This is a genomic window from Weeksella sp. HMSC059D05, from assembly GCF_001809725.1.
GTDB lineage: Bacteria > Bacteroidota > Bacteroidia > Flavobacteriales > Weeksellaceae > Weeksella > Weeksella virosa.
In genome coordinates, this window is the sequence record NZ_KV798524.1 from 22053 (window position 1) to 42825 (window position 20773).

Genomic DNA, 20773 nt, shown 5'->3' on the forward strand with positions numbered 1-20773 from the left:
GCGTACAAAAAATGCTTACCTTTGTATGTCATTATAACAAAAAAAGAAAGGTCATATGGGATGTGGATCATGCGGAACCAAAAATGGCCTCCCGAAAGGGTGTAACAATAATGGAGCTTGTGGCGTAGACGGTTGTGGAAAACTAACCGTTTTTGATTGGTTGAGCAATATGCAATTACCAAATGGTCAGAAGCCGTTTGAATTTGTTGAAATTCGATTCAAAAACGATCGAAAATTATATTATAAGAACGAAAACAACTTATCTCTTAGCATCGGCGATGTCGTTGCAGTAGAAGGTAATCCTGGTCACGATATCGGGGTTGTTACACTAACCGGAGAGCTGGTTCGAATACAAATGAAAAAAAAGCACCTATCTGTAGAAACAGAAGATGCGAAAAAAATATACAGAAAAGCCAACCAAAAAGATTTAGAGACTTGGCATTTATACCGCGAAAAAGAAACTCAGACCATGATAGATTCGCGTATAATAGCAAATAATCTTGGTCTAGAAATGAAGATTTGCGATGTAGAATACCAAGGAGATGGCAGCAAAGTAACCTTCTATTACACCGCAGAAGGCAGAGTCGACTTTCGTCAACTGATCAAAGAATATGCAAGCAGATTCGGTGTACGAATAGAAATGAAACAAATTGGATACCGACAAGAAGCAGCTAAAATTGGTGGTATTGGCTCTTGCGGACGAGAATTATGCTGTTCTACATGGTTGACAGACTTCCGATCTGTTAGCACAGCTGCTGCTCGATACCAGCAACTATCCATCAACTCACAAAAACTAGCTGGACAATGTGGGAAACTAAAATGCTGTTTAAATTTTGAGCTCGACACTTATCTAGATGCACTAACCGATATTCCTACCATAGACACTAAACTGCTTACTGTAAATGGTTTAGCAAACTGTGTAAAAGTAGATGTTTTCAAACGAGTAATGTGGTTTTCGTACGATACAGGAAGTGTTTTGTGGTACCGATTCCCAGTAGAAGATGTAAAAGAATTTATTCGATTAAATAAAGAAAATCAGAAAATAGATTCTTTGGAGGAATTGTCTAAAAACATCATGGAAACTAAACCGGTATTTACAGATGTGATAGAGGAAGACTCATTGGAACGTTTTGATCGTAAGAACAAAAGTCAGAACAAACGAAATCGCCAAAATAGGCAAAGAAACAGCAAAGAATCGAACCCAAAACAGTCGACGCAATCAACACGCCAGAGAAAACCTCAGAACCGTACTGCGACATCAGGCAAACAGCAAGTACCTTCTACACCGTCTAAACCGGAAGAAGAAAACAAAACGTTGCACAAACAACGAAGACGCAAGCCAGTTCCTGTAAAAAACAAAACAGAACAAAGAGCCAATCCCATCAAAAAACAAGACGTACAGCCTACCAAGAAAAACACACATCAAGGGCAGAACACTGTACAACACGGGAAACAAGAGCAAAAATCAAAACCTAAAAAAAGATACAATCGTGGACCACAAAACCGTAAAAAAGATTAGTTTTACTTTTTTGTTAGTTTTGATTTTCTTTAGTTGCGAATCGAAACATTACTACCAAGAAAACCAAGACCTAAGTGCTGGTTGGGCAAAAGATAGTATAAAGGAATTTTCTTTTCATGTAAAAGATTCTGTAGACATACATGCTAATTTGGCATTTCTCTTGAGAAACAAGACCGATTATGCATATAGTAATTTGTATCTTTTTACGACGATAAAAGATCCAAAAGGGCATGAAATGACAGACACTTTGCAATATTATATTGCCAATCCCGATGGAAGTTGGATTGGGAAAGGCATACAAGCAAAAGAGCAATTACTTATTTTACGTGAAAACTTACCTCTGAAAGATACAGGAGTTTATAAAATACAGGTAAAACAAGGTATGCGTACCAATGTTTTAAAAGGTCTTAAAGATATTAGCTTAATTGTTGATAAAACGAATAATTGATGGAACAAAAATCAACGACAAAAACATCTACCACAAACAAGAAGTCGGAAAACAATGGACGAATAGTAGGCCGTGTTATCAAATTTTTATGGCTCGGATTTTTTGCCATAGTTCTTGGAGTTATTGCTATTTTTTGGGCAACCTCGAATGGTTGGTTTGGTGAGATACCCAATGTACGTGATCTAGAAAATCCTGATATTTATATTTCATCGGATATAATTTCTTCTGATGGTGTACTACTCGATCGTTTCGAGACAGAAAGCCGAACCCCGATCTACTATAAAGATTTACCCCCTCACTTGGTCGATGCACTTTTAGCAAAAGAAGACATTCGGTTTTTCGAGCACTCTGGGATTGATGTTCGGGCTGCAATGCGTGCAGTAACTTCAGCTGGCGATTCAGGAGGAGGATCTACAATCACTCAACAACTTGCAAAACAATTATACACCGTAAGCCCTTCGACAAACTTTGTGAAACGTGTTTTCCAGAAATTAAAAGAATGGGTAACATCTGTACAACTAGAAAAACTTTACACCAAAGAAGAAATCATTGCTATGTACTTTAATAAATTTGATTTTATTTATGGTGCAAAAGGAATCGAGTCTGCATCGAAAGTTTACTTCAATAAAAAAACCAAAGACCTCGATTTAGCAGAATCAGCAACCTTGGTTTCAATGTTTCAGAACCCTGTAGCATTCAACCCACTGAAATACCCCGACGTATCAAAAGACAAGCGCAATTTGGTAATTGATCAGATGGTAAAATACAATAAAATATCGAAAGAAGAAGGTGAAACAGTAAAAGCTTCTCCAGTAAAAACCGATCGCCAATTCATTACCCAACGAGACGAAACGTATTCTGCATACTTCAAAACTGCTTTACGAAAAGAAATCGAAGCTTGGCTAGAACAATACGAGAAAGAAACCGGAAAGCGATATAACTTAGACAAAGACGGTCTCAAGATTTATGTAACCTTAGACTCGAGAATGCAAAAAATGGCAGAGGCAGCAGTAAAAAAACATCTTACACATTTACAACAACAGTTTTTTGCAGAACAACGCGGACGGAAACTCGCACCCTTCTACGGAGTAAATGAACAAAAACGCAATAATATCTTCTTGCAAGCCATGCGCCGTACAGATTTATACAGATTAATGAAAGAGAACGGAAGCACTGAGGAAGAAATTATCAAACGATTCAACACCAAAAAAGATTCGATTAAATTCTTTACATGGGATGGAATAAAATACGAAAAAGGGAAAACCTTAATGGACTCCATCATCTATCACAAGCATATCTTGCAAGCTGGTCTAATGTCGATGGATCCTAAAGATGGTACAATCAAAGCTTGGGTTGGCGGAATAGACTGGGAATACTTCAAATTCGACCACGTGAAACAAGCGCGACGCCAAGTAGGATCTACCTTCAAACCATTTGTATATGCAACCGCAATCAACCAAATGGGATACACTCCATGTACTGTAATATCCAATGACCGGATCACAATTGGCGGTTGGTCACCAAGAAATGCAAATGGCCGATATGGTGGTTCACAAGATTTACGTACAGCACTCGCCTATTCTACCAACATGGTTTCGGTACGATTAATTCTCCAGACCGGAATCGACCCAGTAATCCAAATGTGTCGAGATTTAGGAGTTGTTTCTCCGATCATCAAAGATAATACAATTGCATTAGGGTCGACAGATCTCTCTGTATACGAAATGGTTGGCGCAATGAGTGCTTTTGCAAATGGAGGAATTTATATCAAACCTGAACTTATTTTACGAATAGAAGATCGACAAGGAAAAGTATTAAAAGACTTTTCTCCAACAACAAGAGAAGTTGTAAATGAACAAGTTGCATATACCATGATCGACATAATGAAAGGAGTTGTAGACCGAGGAACTGGTAGTTGGGTTAGAAGAAAATACGGCATTACCGCAGAGGTAGCCGGAAAAACCGGAACTTCAAATGACAACTCAGACGGTTGGTTTATGGGACTTACCCCTAATTTGGTTACCGGCGTTTGGGTTGGTGCAGAAGACCGATTCGCTCACTTTGGTAGCACTGCACTAGGACAAGGAGCCAATACAAGTTTACCGATTTGGTCGTATTATATGCAAAGCGTTTACAAAGAGGGAAATAAACTTGGCATTACTTCTGCCGATAAATTCGAAAAACCAGAAGGGTATGACAATGGATGCGAAAACTTCCATTCGTATAGCAACCTAAGTGCAGGTAGTTTTGATGACGACGAAGTAATCGAAGGAGGTGGTGATGACCCTAATTACAGACCATCGAAAAAAGTAGATCGTTCACCTGATCTTGACGAAGATGATGAAATCGATTTCAATCAATAACAAAAATCATAAATAAAATCTTTGCCTCTATTATCAGACAATAGGGGCTTTTTTTTAGAATCGAAAGTATAATGTATTTTTGATAAAATTTATTCGAAGCATGAACACAGTAGAACAAGCAACAAAACAACTTATGACCAAAGGTTATATGGATATGAAAATCCCTGAAGGAATTGATCTTGTAGCCGAAATCAATCGAATGCGTAAAGAAAAAAAAGCAGTAATTTTGGCACATTACTACCAATCGGGAGAAATCCAAGATTTAGCCGATTATTTGGGGGATTCTCTACAGTTGGCACGTGCAGCTGCCAAAACCAATGCCGACTTAATTGTTTTTTGCGGCGTTCATTTTATGGCAGAAACTGCTAAAATTATCAATCCTACCAAGAAAGTTATTTTACCAGACACCCAAGCTGGTTGTTCACTTGCAGATGCCTGTTCGGGTGAAGCATTGAGAGATTTTAGAAAGCAATATCCAGATGCTATAGTTGTCAGTTATATCAATTGCGATGCTAGTGTAAAAGCAGAATCAGATATCATCGTTACCTCTTCCAATGCCGAGCATATCATCAATTCTATACCAAAAGAACAAAAAATTATTTTCGCCCCCGATCGAAATCTGGGTCGTTATCTCAACCAAGTTTGCCAACGAGAAATGATTCTTTGGGATGGCTCTTGTATTGTACACGAAGCTTTTTCGCTCGAAAGAATTGCCCAACAAATGGCCGAAAATCCTAACGCTAAACTTATTGCACATCCAGAGGCACAAGAAGATTTGCTACGCATGGCACATTTTATTGGATCAACTTCGCGCTTGTTAGAATATGTAGAAAAAGACAAGGCTAACGAATTTATTGTAGCAACCGAAGAAGGAATTTTACATGAAATGGAGAAAATTGCACCTAATAAAAAATTGATACCCGCTTTGGTACAAGACGAATCTTGCCATTGTAGTGAATGTTTTTTCATGAAGCTCAACACCCTCGAAAAGTTATACTTATGCATGAAATATGAACTTCCAGAAATCGTAATAGAAGAAAATCTACGTCTAAAAGCACTTGATTCTCTCAACCGTATGTTAGAATTATCAAAAACAATAGCCTAATGTACGATGTTCTAGTCATCGGGTCTGGAATTTCGGGTTTATCATACGCTCTGAAAATTGCACAGCAAAAAAAGACATAAAAGTAAAAATCATCACCAAAGCAAATAAAGATGAATCCAACACCAAATATGCACAAGGAGGGGTTGCGGTGGTCACAGATTTCGTGAATGATAGTTTCAAGAAACATATTCATGATACTTTACAAGCTGGCGACGGAATTTGCAATCAGCAGGCTGTACAAACCGTAATTACAGAAGGTCCGGCAAGATTTATAGAATTACAAGCATGGGGTACACAGTTTGATACTTCTCAAGAAGGCACACTCGATTTGGGGCGAGAAGGCGGCCATACCGAAAACAGAATAGTACATTACAAAGACTCTACAGGTGCCGAAATAGAACGAAGCTTGTTAGCGAACATACAGAAATTCCCGAACATAGAAATACAACAACACATGTTTGCTGTTGATTTACTGATGAACGGGAAAGTGTGCTTCGGGGCAAAAGTATTTAATCTGCTCAACCAAAAAAAAGAAAATATTTTTGCCCGTTATACCCTATTGGCAACTGGTGGTTGTGGGCAAATTTATCAGAATTCTACCAACCCAACCATTGCTACGGGCGACGGAATTGCACTGGCTAAAAGAGCAAATGCCGAAATAAAAGCAATGCAATTTATTCAGTTTCATCCGACAGCTTTCTATCGTAAACAAGAAGGGCAACTTTTTCTGATTTCAGAAGCGGTAAGAGGATTTGGTGCTAAGTTACTCAACGCAAAAAAAGAAGCTTTTATGGCTCGGTATGATGAGCGAGCAGAATTAGCATCACGTGACATTGTCGCAAGGGCAATCGATGAAGAAATAAAAAAAACTCAGCAAGAGTATGTTTGGTTAGATTGTCGACATCTGGATAAAAAATCATTGATCGACCATTTCCCGAATATCTATCGGCATTGTTTGGAAAATGGTTTTGATCTTTCGACCGATTTGATCCCGGTTGCTCCGGCTGCGCATTATTTGTGCGGTGGAATTGCTGTTGATTTGGACGGAAAAACATCGTTAGAAAATCTTTTCGCTGTTGGTGAATGTAGCAATACCGGCTTGCATGGAGCGAACCGATTGGCTTCGAATTCACTTTTAGAAGCTATGGTTTTCGGACATCGAGCTGCAGAAAAAACATTCAAACTTTTATCGAGCTCTGTAAGTCATCCTACCGAAAAACCTTTCCTAGAAACCAAATCGAAAAAGAATTTGTCCAACAAAACAGAAAGAACTAACTTGTTGCAACTACGAACTAATTTGCAAAGAATGATGAGTAAACGGGTAGGAATTGTTAGAAACTTTCAGGATTTACGCATTGCAATGGAAGAATTGAACGAAATGAAAACTACTTTTGATTCTCTATGGGAAGAAATAGACCTTGGAAGAGAAGTTTTAGAGATTCGAAATATGCTAGATGTTGCCGAACTTGTTATCTCGCAAAGTTTGGAACAGAAAGAAAATAAAGGTACTTATTATAATAAAGATCTTGCTGTATGAACAAAAAATCGACCTTTTTGATTTTTACTTTTTTGCTTTTCTCTTATGTTTGGGCACAGAAAATGAATACGCCACCTATTTTTCCGGGTTGCGAAAATAATAAAACGAAAGAATCTATCGCGCATTGCCTCAATAAGCAGATACAAGACGCTTTGCGTTATGAGTTGGATTATTTCACGATTGTTGCCGACTACATAGAATTACCCGAAGCGAATGCAAAAATTTCGTTTTCCATCAACCAAAATGGTCAATTTAGCGATGTGATAGTTGATGGAAAAAACGAAACCTTTAATGGATTTATTTTTTCTACATTTTATTTAATGAATACAAAACTCAAGAAAGCAAATTTAGCCATTCGACCAGCCTTGGATAAGCAGAAAAATCCGATTTCGGTAACATATCAAATTCCGATTAATTTTCAATTAACAAAAAACCAAAAAGACTATCCGAACTTCAATACCGAAAACCGAGTTTTGTTTACATTTTTCAATGAACAGGACAAAGAAAACATCGAAGTAAGGATGGATACCGATTATATATTACGAACGTATGCAATCCGAGACGACCGACAAATTTATTTAGGGAAGTTTAATTCTTTGGTAGAATTAGCCATGGTAGAGCCGTATGCAAAGAATATAGAAAACAATTTTAATTCGGGCAAAACCCTGGTAACGAAAGGCTTGCTGAACGATAAAGAATACACCATACAGTTAAAGAACTTTTTCAACAATGATCCATCAACCCAAGTATTCATCGAGGTTTTCAATGAAGAAAACAACGAATCGAAAGAATATTATCAATACAAATCTAAAGAAGAATTTAATCAATCACCCTTTGTTTCCCTAACATACAGAAAATGAATTTACCCTCGTATATTACCTTAGAAAAAATAGATACTTTTATAGAAGCAGCTCTCCATGAAGATGTTGGTGATGGAGATCACTCTAGCTTGGCATGCATCCCAAAAGATGCTATACAGACAGCCGAACTTTTGGTAAAAGATAATGGCGTTTTAGCCGGGATAGAATTGGCTAAATATATTTTTTCTAAGACCATCCCCAACGCAGAACTCATTGCCTACAAAAAAGATGGAGATTGGGTAGAAAAAGGAGAAATCGCCTTGGAAATAAAAGGCAATGCACAAAAAATTCTTACCACAGAACGTTTAGTACTAAACTGTATGCAACGCATGTCGGGCATTGCAACCTATGCCCACGAAATGATGCAACTTATTGCTCATACCACAACCAAAATTCTCGATACGCGCAAAACGACACCAAATTTCCGAATGTTAGAAAAATGGGCTGTGAAAATTGGCGGTGCAGAAAATCATCGGTTTGGGTTGTATGATATGGTGATGCTAAAAGATAATCATATCGATTTTTGTGGTTCGATAATGCAAGCTGTTCATCAGACAAAAAAATATTTACAAGAAAATCAACTCGATTTGAAAATCGAAGTAGAAACCCGTAATTTAGAAGAAGTGCAAGAAGCTCTAGAAGCCAAAGTAGATTGTATTATGTTGGACAATTTTTCATTGCCTGATCTGAGAAAAGCAGTACAATTAATAGACAATCGAGTAACAACAGAAGCATCTGGTGGTATTACAAAAGAAAGTGTTCGGGCAATTGCTGAAACAGGAGTTGATTTTATCTCATCTGGTGCAATCATACACTCGGCAAGAAATTTTGATTTGAGCTTGAAAGCGAAGATTGTTTTTTAACATTTTTTATGATTTTTCTCAGTGTTGAGTTATAAAATTTTAACATTAAAAATATTTGGTTATTTTTGCATATCCCCTAACAACATTTTCATTTTCAAATAGAAAAGCGAAATTTATCATATTTTCTTTTTCTACAATTAACATTAAGTTAACATTAAACCTTAAAATAGTTTCGACATTTGCACCGTAAACATTAAACTATTTTTTACGATGAGGTTAAACTCAATGAAGCTATTCTTAATAGGAGCTTTCGCTTTAACAGCACAACTTTCTTACGCTCAAGTTGAGCCAACAGAATCAACTCATATCCAAAATGATACAATTATGGATAATGAGACCGTAAACTTAGCAGAAACATTGATTATCGGTAAAGGGGTAATCGACTTGCAAGAGAACCGTAAAACACCTGTGGCTGTTTCTACCATTTCTCGACAAGAAATCCAGGACAAAGTAGTGGGTAACGTAGAGTTCCCAGAAGTTATGGCAAACACACCTTCTGTTTACGTTTCTGACCAAGCATCAGGATTTGGAGATTCTCATATGTATTTACGTGGATTCACAGAACAAAATACCGCTTTCTTATTAAACGGGCAACCAATTAATGGTATGGAAGATGGTAATATCTATTGGTCGAACTGGTCGGCTATGAACGAGGTAGCGAATGCTATAGAGGTACAACGTGGTTTAGGTTCTTCTAAATTAGCAATTTCTTCTGTAGGAGGTACTGTAAACATCGTTACTAAAGCAACCGAAAGAAGAGAAGGTGGTTTTGCTCGTTTTGTAGCAGGAAACGATAGTTACTTCGGAGGAACATTGTCGTACGACACTGGTTTGAAAGGAAAATGGGGATTCTCTATTTTATTAAACCATTGGCAAGCTCATCGTAAGTATGCTTACGGAACTGGCGGACAAGGTCAAGCGTACTTCATCTCGATAGGATACAAACCAAATGAAGACCATAACATCAACTTCATGGTTTTTGGTGCACCACAATGGCACGACCAAAACTACTCTACAAAAAGTGAAAGTCAATGGGAAGAAATGGGTGGAGATAAAAAATACAACTCAACCTACGGATACTACAAAGGTGAAGGAAAAAACTTACGTCGTAACTATTACCACAAACCAGTAGCAAACCTTAACTGGGACTGGACAATCAACGATAAAATGAACTTATCTACCGTTGCTTACGCATCTGTTGGTACAGGTGGTGGAACCTCGGGAGTTGGTAGAGCATCAAGCACTACAATAGGAGGATTAAAGGGTAGAGGATATATCGATTTCGACAAAATCGAAGCGAATAACTTATTAGACCAAGACGGAATCGGAAACAATGGTGGAGTAGATAGCAACGGAAACCCAATCAGCAATGCAGCAATACGTGCATCTGTCAACAACCACTCTTGGTACGGAGCTGTATCTAACTTTACATTTGATACACAAGCAGGTCTTACCTTAAACATCGGTGGTGATGTACGTTTTTACAAAGGGCAACACCATCAACAAATGATTGACTTGTTCGGATTGAAAGGTTGGTCAGATAAAAATAAAGTAACAGGTGAACAAGTGGTTGTTACAGAAACTTTCACAACAAATCCTTGGCAAGCACTTTTCAAGACTGCTGGTAAAGATCAAAGAATTAACCGCGACTATAACGAAAACATCAACTACCAAGGTGTATTCGGTCAAGCAGAATACGAAATCGGAGGATTTACAGTATTTGCTCAAGGAGCATTATCAAACCAATCTTACCAAAAGTTCGATCGTTGGAACTATGGTGGAGTTGAACACAAATCAGAAAAAGTAAAGAAAACTGGATGGAATATCAAAGGAGGTATGTCGTATACTTTCTTAGACAACAATGCAATTTTTGTGAATGCAGGTCGCTATTCTCGCCAACCTTTCTTAGATAACATCTTTGTTTTCAATACAGTAGACTTACAAGAACCTTCTGTTGACAATGAAGAAATCACCGGTCTAGAAGCAGGTTACCGTTACAAAACACGCAACTTACGCGTAAACGTAAATGCTTACTACACCAAGTGGGGTAACCGTTTCTTATTGATGGATTATGGTGAAGAAATCATCAAGGATCCTGCAGGAAACATCTTAGAAACCTACAATTTCTCAGAATACGCAAACGACGTAACACAAATTCACAAAGGAATCGAAGTTGACTTTGATGCAAGAATCGAACGCATCTGGACAGTAAGAGGATATGCTTCTTACGGTGATTGGCAATACGATGGTTCTACGCCAATGCAACGTAGAAACAACGATGCTGGCACAATCGTAACACAATATGATGATGTAGACCTTACAGGTGTAAAAGTTGGTGATGCTGCACAATTCACTTTCGGTTTAGGTACTAAATTAGACGTAACTCGTTCTTTCTCTGTAGATATGGACTTCAACTACTACGCTAATATTTATTCGCAAGTTGATGCTAAACAATTGGTAACCAATTTACATAACGGGAAACCATACAAGCCAAACGAATTATCTCCATATGCAAAAGTAGATTTAGGAGCTTCGTACGAATTGAAATTCGGAACTCAAAAATTACGCTTAAGAGGTAATATCAAAAACTTGTTCAACGACCAATATATTATCCGTGAAAACAGAAATGGATACGGTTACGGACTAGGAAGAACTTGGAACGCTTCTGTGTCATACAGCTTCTAATTTCAGAAAACGATATTTTATCATATCAAATATTTAAAAGGCGGACTTCGGTTCGCCTTTTTCTTTTACATTCGCACTATGATACAACCCAAATTTTTACAACAAGGAGATACCATCGCCATCGTTGCTCCTTCTAAAAGAATACTACCCAACGAACTAGACCAAGAAATCAAAATGATAAAAGCTTGGGGTTTCAAGGTTTTGGTAGGAAAAAATATCTATGCGCAACACCAATTTGGTTACGCCTACGCCGGAACAACCCAACAGCGTTTACACGATTTTCAGGAAGCATTAGACAACCCAAACATCCAAGCAATTTGGTGCGCTCGTGGCGGATATGGCGCTATACAACTCATCGATTCCTTAGATTTTTCACGCTTTGCTCAATCTCCAAAATGGATTATCGGCTACTCGGATATCACCGTTTTTCATACCAAATTACAACAACTCGGTTACCAATCTATCCACGGAATGGTCGTGAAAAAATTAGCCCATACACTCTATCACCCATCCACGTACGAGAGTGTTCGACAACTACTCATTGGCGAAAATCCTACCTATCCGCTTTTGGCTCATCCTACCAATATCACTGGTGAAACAACCGGAATCTTGCTCGGTGGTAACCTCTCTATTCTCTATAGTCTCCTCGGATCAGAAACTTCGATAAACCCCGAAAATAAAATACTATTGATAGAAGACTGGTACGAAAACTGGTACCATGTAGATCGAATGATGATGAGCTTGCAACGAGCCGGAATCTTACAAAAACTGAGAGGGATTCTGGTCGGAAATTTTACACGTATGGATGTAGAAGAAGAAAACACTACCGATTTCGAAAAAGCTTTCGACCCGATGAGCCTTCAGATCATTCATCAATACGTAAAAGATTTACAGATTCCGGTTGCTTTTCATGTACCTGCCGGGCATACGGGTCATAATATGGCGATGCGTTTTGGTGCAAAAGTAGAACTGAAGATTCAATCAAATTCCGTAAATTTGACCTATATTTAAGATACCTTATGCAAACAAATAACTTAACCGTTATCGATCATCCGTTGGTAAAAGCCAAAATTACCCAAATGCGCGACCGCAATACCACAACCAAAATGTTTGGTGAATTGGTCGATGAAATTTCGGGTCTAATGTGTTACGAAATCACACGTGATTTAGAAACAGAAGAAATCGAAATCGAAACACCAATTACCAAAACAAAAGGATATAAAATCAAAGGAAACGACATGGCAATTATCCCGATTCTCCGTGCTGGACTGGGAATGGTAGAAGGAATCCATCAACTTATTCCGACTGCAAAAATTGGGCATATTGGGATCTACCGTGATCACGAAACTCTATTACCAGTAGAATATTTATGCAAACTGCCCTCTGATTTAGCATCTCGAGATGTCATCTTAGTTGACCCTATGTTAGCTACAGGTGGTTCCTCTGTAAAAGCTATAGAAATCCTTAAAAAAAACGGGGCAAAAAAAATTAGATTAGCCTCTTTGGTAGGATGTCCCGAGGGGGTAAAAGCTGTACACGATGCCTATCCAGAAGTGCCTATTTATTTAGCTGCACTCGATGAACGACTAGACGAAAACGGCTATATCGTACCAGGCCTGGGTGATGCAGGGGATCGTTTATACGGCACAAAATAATGGCACAGCATTTTGATTTTGGTCGAGAAGCCGAAGTAAAAGCCTGTCAGTTTCTTATAGAAAAGAATTACAAAATTCTTGACCGTAACTTCTATTATCAAAAAGCCGAGATAGATATTATCGCTCAACATGAGCAAGAAATTGTGATTTGTGAGGTGAAAGCAAGATCCAATACTTTTTTTACAGAACCAGAACTTGCCGTTACCAAAGCCAAGCAAAAAAGACTAATTTTGGCAGCAGATGCATATATCCAGAAAAATAATTATCATCTTTCGGTTCGTTTTGATATTTTAGCACTCACAAAAACAAACAACATTTGGAGCATTAAGCACATAGAAAACGCCTTCAATGCTTTAGAAAATTAATACTCAACTATGGAAATTATTCAACAAGCATTCGATTTTATCATGCATATCGACCAACACCTAACCTACTTCGCAAACGAGTATGGTTTGTGGCTCTATGGTATATTATTTCTCATAATTTTTGTAGAAACAGGTGTGGTTGTAATGCCTTTTTTGCCTGGCGACTCTTTGCTGTTTGCTGCCGGTATGTTAGCTGCTCAGCCCAATGACCTCAACGTAGTTGTGATGATGCTCATTCTCTTTGTTGCCGCTGTATTGGGCGACACACTCAACTATACCATTGGTCGAGAGCTGGGAATGAAAGCAGTAAAAACACGCATCTTTGGTAAACAATTTGTCCAACAAGAACATCTTGACAAAACACATCAATTCTACGAAAAGTATGGTTCTAAAACCATTGTTATCGCTCGCTTCGTACCTATCGTAAGAACCTTGGCCCCTTTCGTAGCAGGCATCGGTCACATGCGTTATACGACTTTCCTATTATATAATGTACTGGGAGGTTTTATTTGGATTTTCGGTATTACTTTGGCAGGTTATCTCTTGGGAGACATACCGTTTATCAAAAATAACTTCTCGAAAGTAGTACTCATTATCATCGTGATTTCTTTATTGCCAATCATCTTCGAAGTGGCCAAGGAAAAAATGAAGAAAAAAGCATAAAATATTATTTTTATATGGTATAAAACTCAGTTCTCGAACTGAGTTTTTTTGTACCTTGCTTAGATGGAAGTCATAGATTATCTTTTACACATCGACCAATATTTAGAAAGCTTTCTGATGCAGTATCAGACTTGGTTATACCTTTTTCTGTTTTTATTAATTTTCATAGAAACAGGTTTGGTTTTCATGCCCTTTTTACCTGGAGATTCTTTGCTATTCGCTGCAGGAATGCTGACAGCAAGCTACCCTCAATATTTGCATATTTACATAGTTTTATCCTTGCTAATTGCTGCAGCTATTTTGGGCGACACCTTGAACTATTTTATCGGATTGAAAGTCGGACTGAAACTCCTCAAAAAGAAACTATTTGGCAAGCAAATAATCCAAGATAAAGCTTTGCAAAAAACAGAACACTTCTTCGATAAGTACGGAAAAAAAACCATAATCATAGCCAGATTTGTACCGCTAGTAAGAACCATTGCTCCCTTTATAGCCGGAATTTCGCGTATGCATTACCCAACCTTTTTACGGTTCAATATCATCGGTGGTGTACTTTGGGTACTCCTTATCACTTTACTTGGTTATTTTCTTGGGAAAAATCAGACCGTAAAAGAAAACTTCGAAATTGTCATTATCCTAATAATCAGCTTATCTTTGTTTCCTATGATTTACGAATTGATCCGAGAGAAATTTTGCTCGAAAAGCGAATCATAAAAACTAATTTAAACTACCGAACAAAAGAATAAAAACTTACATATCGATGCTTGAAGTAAAGGAAGTACAAACCGAAAAAAATATGGACAACTTTGTGAAATTTCCTTTCACCTTGTACAAAAACGACCCTTATTGGGTACCGTCTATCATCCGAAATGAAAAACAATCTTTTCATCCTTCTAACGAAATTTTCAACGAAGTAACTGCTCATTTTTACCTAGCATATCGCGATAATAAAATAGTTGGTAGGATAGCAACCATCATCAACTGGGAGGAAGTGAATAATCTGAAAAAGAAAAAAGTTCGTTTCGGCTGGTTTGACTTTATTGATGATATTGAGGTGGCTAAAGCTTTGTTACAAAAAGCAGAAGATTTGGCAAAAAAGCATCAACTGACTTATGTAGAGGGACCAATGGGCTTCTCTAATATGGACAAGGCTGGAATGCTTACCGAAGGTTTTGATTATTTGCCCACCATGATTGGTCTCTATAATTATGAGTATTATCCGAAACATATGATCAGTTTAGGTTATCGACCTGAAGCTTCTTGGGTAGAATACCTGATGGATATTGATAATTTAGGCAAGGTGAATGAGATATCGCGCATAGGAAAGATCATCGAGAAAAGATTCAATGTTCGGGTTATGAAATTCAAAAACTCGAAAGATTTGGTACAACACGCCGACGAATTATTCAATCTATTGAATAAGACCTACGCTGACCTACAAAGTTTCGTGCCGATTTCGGCTGATCAGGTAGAGCATTATAAAAAGAAATATCTGAAGTTTATCCATCCAGATTTTGTGGTATGTATCGAAAATGAAGAGAAGAAAATGGTTGCTTTTGCCATTACGATGCCTTCTTTCTCCAAAGCCTACCAGAAAACAAAGGGTCGACTTTTCCCTTTCGGGTGGTGGCACTTATTGCAAGCGCTAAGGAAAAACAACCATGCAGAGTTTTATCTTATCGGGATCGATCCTGCCTACCAAAACAAGGGTTTACATGCTTTGATTTTTAGAGATTTGTATAGAAATTTCCGAGCAAGAGGAATCGAAACTATGGAAACCAATCCCTTACTCGAAGAGAATATTAAAGTTCAGCAGCTTTGGAAAGATTTTTCACCCAAAATCCATAAAAAAAGAAGTACTTTCAGGAAAGATATTAACTAAAAGAATCTACTCGTTCGGGTAGATTTTTCGGCTTCTTATTTCATTTTCCATACATTATTATTCAACCTATGTCCAGCAGCAGGTTTATAATACAACAGCAAGCCAATATCTTCTTCTTTCATATTGTCAGGAGCCGTCAGTATTGGTTCTTATCTTTTAGAAAAATAAACATTTCCCATTTGTTGGATTGTTTATCGTTGGAGCATATTCACCTTTATTAAAATCTTTGGTAGAAAGAGAGTTGATAATAGAAAAAATAAATCTAGAGAAAATCTTCATATTGATCAAATTAGAATAGATTATTAAATTTAATCTGTATTTTTCTTGGAATCCGAACAAACCGCCATTTAATCTATCCTGTCTACAAAACCCTAAATAAAAACTTATCGATAAAAATATACTGCCAAAGAGATTTAGTATTGTGGTTTTGGCAATTATCTGTATCGTGCAATAAATCTTTGTCTAAACAAGATTCTACGTTTTGTTTTATTTATTATTTTATTATAAATGCAGTGTAGTTCATCCTACCAAAAAAGATTTTATGGTGTTGAGAGGAGATGAAAAGGATGATAAATAATTTCTTATTTTTGTAACATTGAAAAAGCCTAATCACATTGAGCAAATTCACCGATAAAGAAATATTTGATTTACTAAAAGATTCGATTGCAAGAAAATTTTTGCAAGAGAATTCTGCTCAATCACCCAATATTAGTGATTGGCGAGGCTTGGACATTAGCAACTTTCAGGAAGATTTGTTGCAGAAGACCAAGTCGTCGGTAAGTGAAAAATGGTTTTATACGTACTTCAAAACCGAATTCAAAAAACTTCCACGAATCGACATGCTCAATCTTTTGGCACAATATTGCGGTTACCGAAATTGGGCACAATTTGTACACAAAAAGGAAGTTGAGTTTTTTAATAAACCCGAAAAACCCAAAGCAGAAATCATACTCGCTGATACTCTTCCTCAGAAAATTTCTCCGACCGAAAAAAAAGAAAATATTGGTCTGCCATTGATAGAGAATAAACCAAAGAAAGAAGAAATTTTGGTCCCCGATACAGAAAAGGTTAACGAACAAAAAGAAGAGAAGAAAAAACAAAAAAAATGGATTGCCATTGGGGCAGGTTTGGTCCTTTTACTGGGTAGCGTAATTTTTGGCATGTATAAAGCTTTTTTTACTGACAAGACTTATGAATTTTGTTTCATCGATTCTGACCGTGTTGCACCGATAAAAACGCCAATAGAAGTTACAATTTTCCGAGAAGGATTTACTCCACTGGTATTGAATACAACATCGGGTTGTGTGATGTTTGAGAGCCCAAGAGACACTCTAAAAATGGCGGTTAGTTCACCCTACCACAAGGTAGACACTTTGCGTATTAACCTAAATAATTACCGAGAAACAGAACGAATTGTCCTCAACCCAGATGACTATAAAGTTATGCTGCATTACTATTCTCACTCGGCAAAGAATCTGAAAGAAAGAATCAAAAAACTTAACCAGATGATCGACGATAATGCGTTGATTTATCAGGTTTATGACAATGATGTTTTTGGCGTAGAAATACTTTCTAAACAGCAGTATATCAACCTAATGACCCTACCCACCTCTACCCTAAAAAACTATACCTTGATTGAATCTGAACGAAACAAACAAGGAAAAATTGTTAAACTAAAATTCAAAATTCAACAAGATGAAACAGAATTACCGTAAAAAAAACTGGCTCTTGTTTGGGCTGTTTTTCTTTAGTTTTTTTTGGTTAGTGACTTGTAAAAAGGGTTCTACTTATCATGGAGATTATAATCCAGATGAGATAAAATCGTACAAAAACGACCACACTTCTTTGGGTACGAAAATGGACTCTACCCAGGCAATAGACTTTATCAGTAAACAAAAATTACGTGAATTTTACGAGCTATCTACCTTAGCCGTGAATACGCAAGACTCTGTTTTATCGCATATGTTATGGAGTCAATTGAAATCATATTTTTCACCAAAAGATACGGTAGAAATTATGCATGTTTTGAAAGATTTACGGAGCAAGAACGTTAAATTTACTTCGATAAATAGTTTACATTCTAATCCTCTAGATTCGATTTATTCTGACACTTTGAAACGTATTCATTATACCGTAAATTATTTTGCTGCCGATAAAAAATTAATAGAATCGAATGAGAGAATTAGTATTTTGGTTTTGAAAAAAGATCCACAAAAATTTGTGAAAGAATTCAAATTCTACTTCAAAACGTTGAATGATTTTCCACCGAAAGACAGTATTTCTGTAGACGACACCATCGCATCTAGAGGTACATCACCTCGATGAATATCGGTTATTTGCTCTACAGGCGAAAAAAAACTCAACCCAATTTTCTGCACATTTTCAGCGGTTGATTGTAGAAAACGATCATAAAAACCGCCACCATACCCAACTCGATTACCTTGCAAATCTGCCACAAACATTGGCAGAAAAATTACCTCGATTTGTGTTGAATCAATCACCGAGAATACTTCGGGTTCGGGAATAGAAAATTTCCCAATCCGTATCGGAAAAGATGATTGCACCTCGGCACTTATCATTTCATTTCCTTCTACAATCGGTACGACCACTCGTTTCCCTAAAGAAAAAAGCCATTCGATAATGGGCCAAGTATTGATTTCATTGTTGCTTTTTATCGGTAAGAAAATATGAAAAACATCGACATCAGAAAAGTCTATACGCTGCAATTGATGAAAAATCTGCTCACTCAATTCTTCAACTTCAGTTGCTGACATTTGTTTACGCTTGGTTCTGAAATAATCTCTTGCTTCTTTTTTCGTCAATTTCATATTCTACCCCAAAAATTATTCAATAATATAATAATTCAAAAACATTTTGATATAGAGTTCTCCTGACTTTTCTTCTCGCAATAGTGTATCCAATTTACAAAGTATCTAAATCATTTGTACTATACAAAGTAAAGAAAAGTGCACAGAACAACAGCTATTCAAAAGAAATCTTTATGGTCAAAGTTACTTTTTTCTTTTGTTCTAAAATTTGTTTTCTACAAAAAGCTGTTTTTTGTTGGGATTATCAGCAAGATAATTTATAAAGTTCTATCCAAAAATAAGTGAATAACAAAACAAAAAAAACCATCCTAAATAGAATGGTTTCTAATAATTTTTATTTTATTTTTTATATTTCTTTGACTGAAATAATATTCACTGGGCAAGCTTTGGCTGCACGTTCACAGCTATCGAAAATAGTATGATCTGGATCTTTCAGTGTAAAAAAACCTTTCTTTTCTACTGACTTCAATAAAACAGATTTTCCGTCTTTTTTCGACATCCGAAAGCGTTCTGGGGCTAACTCATAACAATAATTACAACCAATGCACTTGTTGCGCTGAAGGGTAATAATCACCATATTTTTATATTATTGTTTTAGTGCGAGTAAGCACCTTCTTCTACATTATTCTGTTGGGTTCCTGGCTCTTCTACCTTGACCAATTTATATAGCTTATCAGACGGTCTGATTCGGAAATTCAATGGAATGGTAATGCTCGCTCCTTTGCTTGCAATTTCATTCGGCTGATCATCTACATACATCGATTCTACAATCATTTCTTTGGCACCGGTTGTTGGGCCTGTTACCAAGATTAGATCTCCGACTTTTAGGTCGTATGCTTCGATTGCAAATTCACCGATATTGGCTTTCGGGAAAAAGTGTTTTCCTTTGCCGATATATACTTTCTTCTGAGTAGCCATAGAACCTGGTGTTGCAGACCATTCTCCTAATTTTTGTCCCAAATAATATCCTGACCAAAAACCACGATTGTAAACAGTTTGTAATAAGCCCATCCAATAGTCTACTTTTTCTTGAGAATATGTCCCATCGGCTATCGAATCGATTGCTTCTCGGTAACAACGAATAACGGTTGCTACGTATTCTGGCGCACGGCCGCGACCTTCAATTTTCAGGACTTTTACTCCTGCGTCGACTACCTCATCTAAGAATTCTATCGTGCATAAATCTTTCGGCGACATCATGTACTCGTTATCCAACTCGATTTCGAATCCAGATTCCTGATCGATTACCGTATATTTCTTACGACAGTTTTGTTTGCAAGCACCTCTATTTGCAGAAGAGTTATGCGAATGTAAGCTCAAATAGCATTTTCCAGAAACAGCCATACATAAAGCACCATGACCGAAAATTTCTATTTCTACTAAATTTCCGTTTGGGCCTTTGACCTGTTCTTTTTCTATTTGTTCGGTAATTTTTTTCACTTGTTTCAAGCTCAATTCTCGCGACAATACCATTGTATCGGCAAACATTGCATAGAACTTTACTGTTTCTATATTGGTTACATTAATTTGTGTAGAAATATGCACTTCCATCCCAATCTGACGTGCGTAGGCAATCACCGATTGATCCATAGCAATTACCGCCGTAATATTGGCTTCTTTGGCTTTGTCTAGCAATACCTTGATCAATGACAAATCGTGATCGTAGATAATCGTATTGAGGGTAAGGTAAGAACGTACACCAAATGATTCGCAACGTTTCACAATTTCGGGTAAATCATCTATTGTGAAATTAATCGAGGCACGTGCACGCATATTCAATTGGTCTACACCAAAATATACAGAATCTGCACCATTATCAAGGGCTGCTTGTAAAGACTCGAAATTACCAGCAGGAGCCATCAACTCCATTTTTCCATCTTTGGTCATATTCTAATATTATTTAAGTTGCAAAGGTACAAAAAAATCACAGGAGTTTTTCTTACTATTTTTTAGGTTTAATGCTTTTGCGAAGGTTTAGCATTCTTTGCATTCACTTGACT

The 20773-nt window shown here is 37.1% G+C and carries 19 protein-coding genes; 16 read left to right on the top strand and 3 right to left on the bottom strand.

Annotation, left to right across the window (positions count from 1 at the left end):
* Positions 1–55: 55 nt before the first annotated feature.
* The 16 genes from HMPREF2660_RS02675 (at position 56) to HMPREF2660_RS02755 (ending at position 18270) form a co-directional block, all read left to right on the top strand.
* Complete coding sequence (locus HMPREF2660_RS02675; RefSeq protein ID WP_070485545.1) at positions 56–1519, top strand: PSP1 domain-containing protein; 1464 nt, start codon at positions 56–58, stop codon at positions 1517–1519.
* Positions 1491–1967 (top strand): gliding motility lipoprotein GldH, encoded by a 477-nt coding sequence (locus HMPREF2660_RS02680; protein WP_070485546.1) that lies wholly within the window; start codon positions 1491–1493, stop codon positions 1965–1967. Before HMPREF2660_RS02675 ends, HMPREF2660_RS02680 begins: the two co-directional genes overlap by 29 nt.
* Complete coding sequence (locus tag HMPREF2660_RS02685; protein ID WP_070485547.1) at positions 1967–4330, top strand: transglycosylase domain-containing protein; 2364 nt, start codon at positions 1967–1969, stop codon at positions 4328–4330. Before HMPREF2660_RS02680 ends, HMPREF2660_RS02685 begins: the two co-directional genes overlap by 1 nt.
* A gap of 100 nt (positions 4331–4430) precedes the next feature.
* A complete protein-coding gene (gene nadA / locus HMPREF2660_RS02690) occupies positions 4431–5435 on the top strand; it encodes a quinolinate synthase NadA (RefSeq protein ID WP_070485548.1) in 1005 nt (334 codons plus the stop codon).
* Between the two features lie 91 nt (positions 5436–5526).
* A complete protein-coding gene (nadB, locus tag HMPREF2660_RS02695) occupies positions 5527–6972 on the top strand; it encodes an L-aspartate oxidase (RefSeq protein WP_317039361.1) in 1446 nt (481 codons plus the stop codon).
* Positions 6969–7832, top strand: a complete 864-nt coding sequence (locus tag HMPREF2660_RS02700) for a hypothetical protein (protein ID WP_070485549.1) — start codon at positions 6969–6971, stop codon at positions 7830–7832. The genes nadB and HMPREF2660_RS02700 overlap by 4 nt, the downstream gene beginning before the upstream one ends.
* Positions 7829–8695: a carboxylating nicotinate-nucleotide diphosphorylase gene (gene nadC / locus HMPREF2660_RS02705; RefSeq protein WP_070485550.1), complete on the top strand. Its 867-nt coding sequence runs from the start codon at positions 7829–7831 to the stop codon at positions 8693–8695. The genes HMPREF2660_RS02700 and nadC overlap by 4 nt, the downstream gene beginning before the upstream one ends.
* A gap of 225 nt (positions 8696–8920) precedes the next feature.
* On the top strand, positions 8921–11380 hold the full coding sequence (locus tag HMPREF2660_RS02710) for a TonB-dependent receptor (RefSeq protein WP_255356405.1): 2460 nt from the start codon (positions 8921–8923) through the stop codon (positions 11378–11380).
* A 78-nt stretch (positions 11381–11458) separates the two neighbouring features.
* Entirely contained in the window at positions 11459–12391 is a 933-nt protein-coding gene (locus HMPREF2660_RS02715; protein ID WP_070485552.1) for a S66 peptidase family protein, read from the top strand.
* An 8-nt stretch (positions 12392–12399) separates the two neighbouring features.
* Complete coding sequence (gene upp / locus HMPREF2660_RS02720) at positions 12400–13035, top strand: uracil phosphoribosyltransferase (protein ID WP_070485553.1); 636 nt, start codon at positions 12400–12402, stop codon at positions 13033–13035.
* The gene (locus tag HMPREF2660_RS02725; protein WP_013597998.1) at positions 13035–13400 is read left to right on the top strand and encodes a YraN family protein; all 366 of its coding nucleotides are present in this window, start codon (positions 13035–13037) and stop codon (positions 13398–13400) included. Before upp ends, HMPREF2660_RS02725 begins: the two co-directional genes overlap by 1 nt.
* A gap of 9 nt (positions 13401–13409) precedes the next feature.
* Complete coding sequence (locus HMPREF2660_RS02730) at positions 13410–14063, top strand: DedA family protein (RefSeq protein ID WP_013597999.1); 654 nt, start codon at positions 13410–13412, stop codon at positions 14061–14063.
* Positions 14064–14126: 63 nt separating this feature from the next.
* Positions 14127–14777 (top strand): VTT domain-containing protein, encoded by a 651-nt coding sequence (locus HMPREF2660_RS02735; RefSeq protein ID WP_013598000.1) that lies wholly within the window; start codon positions 14127–14129, stop codon positions 14775–14777.
* A 46-nt stretch (positions 14778–14823) separates the two neighbouring features.
* Positions 14824–15945, top strand: coding sequence for a GNAT family N-acetyltransferase (locus HMPREF2660_RS02740; RefSeq protein WP_070485554.1), 1122 nt, complete (start codon positions 14824–14826; stop codon positions 15943–15945).
* Positions 15946–16559: 614 nt separating this feature from the next.
* Positions 16560–17660 carry a hypothetical protein gene (locus HMPREF2660_RS02750; RefSeq protein ID WP_070485555.1) on the top strand — a complete coding sequence of 367 codons (1101 nt, stop codon included), beginning with the start codon at positions 16560–16562 and terminating at the stop codon, positions 17658–17660.
* Positions 17641–18270, top strand: coding sequence for a hypothetical protein (locus HMPREF2660_RS02755; RefSeq protein ID WP_070485556.1), 630 nt, complete (start codon positions 17641–17643; stop codon positions 18268–18270). Before HMPREF2660_RS02750 ends, HMPREF2660_RS02755 begins: the two co-directional genes overlap by 20 nt.
* Here the strand turns inward: HMPREF2660_RS02755 and HMPREF2660_RS02760 are convergent.
* The 3 genes from HMPREF2660_RS02760 to HMPREF2660_RS02775 form a co-directional block, all read right to left on the bottom strand.
* Positions 18183–18773, bottom strand: coding sequence for a 5-formyltetrahydrofolate cyclo-ligase (locus HMPREF2660_RS02760; RefSeq protein WP_013598004.1), 591 nt, complete (start codon positions 18771–18773; stop codon positions 18183–18185). The two genes, HMPREF2660_RS02755 and HMPREF2660_RS02760, sit on opposite strands and share 88 nt — an antisense overlap.
* 346 nt (positions 18774–19119) lie before the next feature.
* Positions 19120–19350, bottom strand: coding sequence for a ferredoxin (locus tag HMPREF2660_RS02770; protein WP_013598005.1), 231 nt, complete (start codon positions 19348–19350; stop codon positions 19120–19122).
* 17 nt (positions 19351–19367) lie between these two features.
* A complete protein-coding gene (locus tag HMPREF2660_RS02775) occupies positions 19368–20660 on the bottom strand; it encodes a peptidase U32 family protein (RefSeq protein WP_013598006.1) in 1293 nt (430 codons plus the stop codon).
* Positions 20661–20773: the final 113 nt, after the last annotated feature.

Excerpts from the sequence above, each read along its gene's own strand:
- HMPREF2660_RS02715 (WP_070485552.1), top strand. The coding sequence starts at position 11,459 with ATGATACAACCCAAATTTTTACAACAAGGAGATACCATCGCCATCGTT.
- HMPREF2660_RS02775 (WP_013598006.1), bottom strand. The coding sequence starts at position 20,660 with ATGACCAAAGATGGAAAAATGGAGTTGATGGCTCCTGCTGGTAATTTC.
- HMPREF2660_RS02730 (WP_013597999.1), top strand. The coding sequence starts at position 13,410 with ATGGAAATTATTCAACAAGCATTCGATTTTATCATGCATATCGACCAA.
- HMPREF2660_RS02700 (WP_070485549.1), top strand. The coding sequence starts at position 6,969 with ATGAACAAAAAATCGACCTTTTTGATTTTTACTTTTTTGCTTTTCTCT.
- upp (WP_070485553.1), top strand. The coding sequence starts at position 12,400 with ATGCAAACAAATAACTTAACCGTTATCGATCATCCGTTGGTAAAAGCC.
- HMPREF2660_RS02735 (WP_013598000.1), top strand. The coding sequence starts at position 14,127 with ATGGAAGTCATAGATTATCTTTTACACATCGACCAATATTTAGAAAGC.
- HMPREF2660_RS02725 (WP_013597998.1), top strand. The coding sequence starts at position 13,035 with ATGGCACAGCATTTTGATTTTGGTCGAGAAGCCGAAGTAAAAGCCTGT.
- HMPREF2660_RS02710 (WP_255356405.1), top strand. The coding sequence starts at position 8,921 with ATGAAGCTATTCTTAATAGGAGCTTTCGCTTTAACAGCACAACTTTCT.
- HMPREF2660_RS02755 (WP_070485556.1), top strand. The coding sequence starts at position 17,641 with ATGAAACAGAATTACCGTAAAAAAAACTGGCTCTTGTTTGGGCTGTTT.
- HMPREF2660_RS02740 (WP_070485554.1), top strand. The coding sequence starts at position 14,824 with ATGCTTGAAGTAAAGGAAGTACAAACCGAAAAAAATATGGACAACTTT.
- HMPREF2660_RS02675 (WP_070485545.1), top strand. The coding sequence starts at position 56 with ATGGGATGTGGATCATGCGGAACCAAAAATGGCCTCCCGAAAGGGTGT.
- HMPREF2660_RS02685 (WP_070485547.1), top strand. The coding sequence starts at position 1,967 with ATGGAACAAAAATCAACGACAAAAACATCTACCACAAACAAGAAGTCG.
- HMPREF2660_RS02760 (WP_013598004.1), bottom strand. The coding sequence starts at position 18,773 with ATGAAATTGACGAAAAAAGAAGCAAGAGATTATTTCAGAACCAAGCGT.
- nadC (WP_070485550.1), top strand. The coding sequence starts at position 7,829 with ATGAATTTACCCTCGTATATTACCTTAGAAAAAATAGATACTTTTATA.
- HMPREF2660_RS02770 (WP_013598005.1), bottom strand. The coding sequence starts at position 19,350 with ATGGTGATTATTACCCTTCAGCGCAACAAGTGCATTGGTTGTAATTAT.
- nadA (WP_070485548.1), top strand. The coding sequence starts at position 4,431 with ATGAACACAGTAGAACAAGCAACAAAACAACTTATGACCAAAGGTTAT.